The sequence below is a fragment of the Syntrophales bacterium genome (assembly GCA_030655775.1).
Lineage (GTDB): Bacteria > Desulfobacterota > Syntrophia > Syntrophales > JADFWA01 > JAUSPI01.
In genome coordinates this window covers 1-4091 of sequence record JAUSPI010000180.1, presented here as the reverse complement: position 1 = coordinate 4091, position 4091 = coordinate 1, and the positions used below count along the sequence as shown (strand labels likewise).

General features: G+C 48.5%; 4 protein-coding genes. All 4 read right to left on the bottom strand.

What is annotated here, in order from left to right:
- Nucleotides 1–41: 41 nt before the first annotated feature.
- Nucleotides 42–785 (bottom strand): IS21-like element helper ATPase IstB, encoded by a 744-nt coding sequence (gene istB / locus Q7J27_09630; protein ID MDO9529407.1) that lies wholly within the window; start codon nucleotides 783–785, stop codon nucleotides 42–44.
- Nucleotides 778–2340: an IS21 family transposase gene (istA, locus tag Q7J27_09625; GenBank protein ID MDO9529406.1), complete on the bottom strand. Its 1563-nt coding sequence runs from the start codon at nucleotides 2338–2340 to the stop codon at nucleotides 778–780. The genes istB and istA overlap by 8 nt, the downstream gene beginning before the upstream one ends.
- Before the next feature lie 98 nt (nucleotides 2341–2438).
- On the bottom strand, nucleotides 2439–3638 hold the full coding sequence (locus Q7J27_09620; GenBank protein MDO9529405.1) for a restriction endonuclease: 1200 nt from the start codon (nucleotides 3636–3638) through the stop codon (nucleotides 2439–2441).
- A 257-nt stretch (nucleotides 3639–3895) separates the two neighbouring features.
- Nucleotides 3896–4091, bottom strand: a 196-nt coding sequence (locus tag Q7J27_09615) for a hypothetical protein (protein MDO9529404.1), incomplete at its 5' end; no start/stop codon positions are given.

Below are 4091 nucleotides of genomic sequence, written 5' to 3'. Positions count from 1 at the left end.
TAGCGACGCTGGTCTTTTAGCTCTTTCTCATAGATATATTTTCAAGTCAAGGCGGCATATTTTTTTCTCATGGACTCTCCTTTCATAGAAAGATTTATCTTATGGGCGTTATGGACCAGCCGGTCGAGGATGGCGTCGGCGATGGTGGGGTCGCCGATTTGTTCGTGCCAATGATCGATGGGGAGTTGGCTGGTGATGATGGTTGAGGCACGGCCGTGCCGATCCTCAACGACCTCAAGGAGATCCCTCCGCTCGGCATCGGTCATAGGCGTGAGGCCGAGATCGTCAATCACCAGGACATGGGTTTTGGCCAGCTTGCTGATGGTTTTCCCGTAACTTCCGTCTCCCCTGGCAAGAGTCATCTGATAGGCGAACGCTGGCGCTCTGAGGTAAAGCGCCCGGTACCCTTCCCGACAGGTCTTGTTGGTAAGAGCGCAGGCCAGGAAGGTTTTTCCTGCCCCGGTGGGGCCGGTGATGATTACATTGTGGCAACGCCGGACCCAATCACAGGAGATGAGGTTCATCATGACGGACTGATCGATTCCCCGCGGGGTTTTGTAGTCGATATCCTCCACGCAGGCATTAAGCTTCATGCGGGCGTTCTTCAGGTATCGTTCCATCCGGTTGTTTTCCTTCCAGGTCCACTGGCGGTCCACGATGAGGCCGAAGCGTTCCGGAAACGAGAGCCGGTCCATGTCCGGCTGATTGAGCTGATCGGCAAGGGCCTCCGCCATGCCATTGAGTTTCAGTTCGTAGAGCTTGTTAATGGTCTGTTGATTAAGCATGGGTGGCCTCCTTGCTCCGGTAATATTTCCGGCCTCGGATATTGTAGTGGACAATCGGATGGTCCTGGGCGGCCGGTGATTCGACAGCCTGAGTGTCCAGGTTGTTTTTGAGGATCGATTCGACGCTTTTGTAACTGTAGGCTTTAAGATGGAGAGCGCGGCCGCAAGCGGCTTCAACACGCTCCTGCGAGTACCTTTTGACCAGTCGCATAATGCCCAGACAGGAGCGGAAGCCCTGCTCCGGATGTCGACGGTTCTCCATGATGCAGGTAATCAGATCACGTGTATTGAGACCGTTTTGGCCTGCCCAGCGTACGATCCGGGAGGGGGTCCACTCCAGGTATTTCTGGTGAGCCTTGGGCATGTGTTCCGTCAACGTGGTGTGTTGGTATTTTTCATAACTGCGCAGATGGCTGGCGACGCGACGGTTCTTGAAGAGTATCTCCACGGTGGCGGTCGTCAACCACACCTCCACCTGTTCTTTGACAAGCTGATAGGGAACACTGTAGAAGTGCTTATCGATTTCGACGTGATAATCGATGTTGACCCGAGCCTTCTTGCATTCGGCGTATTCATAGGGTGTGGAAGGAAGTGACTTCAAGGCCGGAAGATCGATGGTTTCGTAGAGGCTTCTCCGAGTCGCGTCCATCTTCTGGAACTTCCGATCATTGAGTTCCTGGAGCTTCTGGGCAATGGCACGGTTTAATTCTTCGATACTGAAGAAGGTGTGATTTCGCAGCGCCGCCAGGATCCATCGTTCCGCCAGGAGAACCGCCGATTCCACCTTGGCCTTGTCCTTGGGCTTGACGACCCGCGCGGGGATGATGACTGTGCCGTAGTGACAAGCCATTTTGTGGTAGGTCGGATTGATGTCCGGCTCGTAATAGCAGGCCTTTCTCACGCCGGTTTTCAGGTTGTCGGGCACGATGATATCCGGAACGCCGCCGAAAAAATGAAGCGCCCGGACGTTCGCCTCGATCCAGGAGGGAAGGTCTTGGGAAAGCGACGCCCAGACAAAAGTGTAGCTGCTGGCGCCCAAGGCAGCCACGAAAAGGACGGCCTCCTTGGTTTCGCCTGTCAAGGAGTCCGTGACGGAAATCGTCTGACCGGCGTAATCAACAAAAAGCTTCTCCCCGGCCCGGTGGCTTTGACGAAGAGAAACGTCCAGCTTGCCGCCCCACTGGCGATACAGAAGACAGTACTGGCTGTATTGATATCCCTCCGGGTTGGCCGCTTTGTACTCCAGCCATAGAAGTCGCAGCGTTACCGATTTTCGGGCCAGTTCACGGTGCATATACTCCATGTCCGAAGCTCCCCGATGCGGGGAACCATCCATCGCTGGAGAGGAAAAGAGCAGGGCTTCAAGACGACTGTCGTCGAGATCAGGCGACAGCGGCCAAGACAGACCGGCTTTCTCGGCGCGAGCCACATACTCCCTGATGGTGCTGCGGGCAATGTTGCAGCTTTGAGCAACCTGTTTGTTGGAGAACCCTTTCTCCCACTTCAATCTCAATACTTCTTTTATGGTACGCATGGATAACCTTTCCGCCGCCATGATTACCTCCCGTTTTTTACCGGAGGTTCTAACGGCTTTTGTGGAGTTTATCCAGCGTCGCTTATGTCGCCCCCAGGGGGGTGGCGGAATGATCATATTCAAGTGGCGGAATGAATCATATTCAGGTGGCGCTTTCCATCATATTTTGGTGGCGGAATGCGTCGGAATAGCCATTTTAGAACTAGTTTGATCATAGGGCTTGATAAAATACTATTTGCATCAGATATGACAGGTGCATTATCAAGGGCGATAAAACCTTCTTCTTGTGCAACCTTCAAAGCTTGGAGGAGGGCTTCTGCAACAAACATCGGCCCTCTTGCCGACCTCACATCAACAGGGAAAAGGAAAAATTTATTCTTCCACTTAATATTTTTGAATCGTTCTGACAATTTTGCAATTAAAGAGGACTTACCAAGTCCCGAACCCCCTGTGATCGATATCAGTCTTGTGCTTGTTTCGTCTTCTCGAACTTTTTCTAGAAAATCCCATAATTCCTTTTGGATATCGACTCTGCCAACAAAATCTTCAGGACGACATGGGCGATAGTCAAGAAGTGCATCAGCTGTAATAATTTTGCTCACAAATTCATCGGGGAATTTTTCCTCGTCTACTTTTTTAAGAGCAGGTTTCTTTTTGTTTTCCATAAAATCAAAAACAGGGAGCCCCTCTAATAGCTCGAATGAATCTAAAAAAGCACGTATGCGTTCTGGATTGGAGATTTCATCATTCCCTGTAGTTGCGAAACATAAGAGACGATAGGGCTTCCCGTCTTTTTGATCTTGGAACAACCAAATAAACGGATTTTCTGGATGGACTATTAAAGTAGCATGCGACACGGTAACAGGGATTATATTTTCATCCGGGAAGTCAACAGTATTTGAGTCCAGAAGAGCTTCAATCAATTCTATCGGACCGTAATGAGAAAAACTTATTCTTTCATCATCTTTTAATTCTTCTATTGCGCCCTTTGCTTCCTTGCCTAAAGGTCCAGCTGAAAACAGAGCAATTTTTTTAATTCTCTTCCTGAAAGCTTGCCCAACGCAGAGATCTATTACGTTTGAGCTTAATGCGGTTGAATGAAATTTACATTCAACATATATTTGATCTCCTGATGGTTTATGTTTGGCGAGCAAATCAATTTCCATTCCTGTAAAACGAATGCGCTCAATGATATCGTAGGACTGTCTTCGAAGTATTTTTGCCGATAACCCTTCAAAATATTGGCCTTTTTCTTCTTTGTCCCAGGTTGGAGGTATCAGGATTGAAATTGATTTTTCTAAGATTGTCGTTCGCGACATTTCAGATCCCCCTATTATGTCTTAAACAAGAATGCTCTGTTTTATTGGAGGTGATCAGCCTTCACATGTTGTAATCAGGATGCCAAAATAAAAGCCCTATCTCTCATTTTGAGAAACAGGGCTTAAGATGATCAGACCATAATCCCCTCCAGGTTACAGCTGTTCAAAAGCACATATAATAACTTCGAGATCAATAAAATATACTAAGCCACTAGCTCCATTATGATATCTTGTCAAGGGATATTACAATGAGACTTTCAAGCGGTAATCGTTGATCTTCGGCTTAAACGATCCTGAGGACTCGTAGGTGAAGTGTGCAAGATTGACCACAGGAGAGGCAAGGCAATATCTTTTATGGCCGTTCCCGTGGAGTTCCTCCTGTAGTCAAGAAACCAATTGGGATCGAATGATAGTATATTTCTTTTGGTAATCAGTAATGGTAAACTTACAGGT

What these genes read in the sequence shown, in the direction of transcription:
- Q7J27_09620 (MDO9529405.1), bottom strand. Translation starts at nt 3,638, where the DNA reads ATGTCGCGAACGACAATCTTAGAAAAATCAATTTCAATCCTGATACCT.
- istA (MDO9529406.1), bottom strand. Translation starts at nt 2,340, where the DNA reads ATGGCGGCGGAAAGGTTATCCATGCGTACCATAAAAGAAGTATTGAGA.
- istB (MDO9529407.1), bottom strand. Translation starts at nt 785, where the DNA reads ATGCTTAATCAACAGACCATTAACAAGCTCTACGAACTGAAACTCAAT.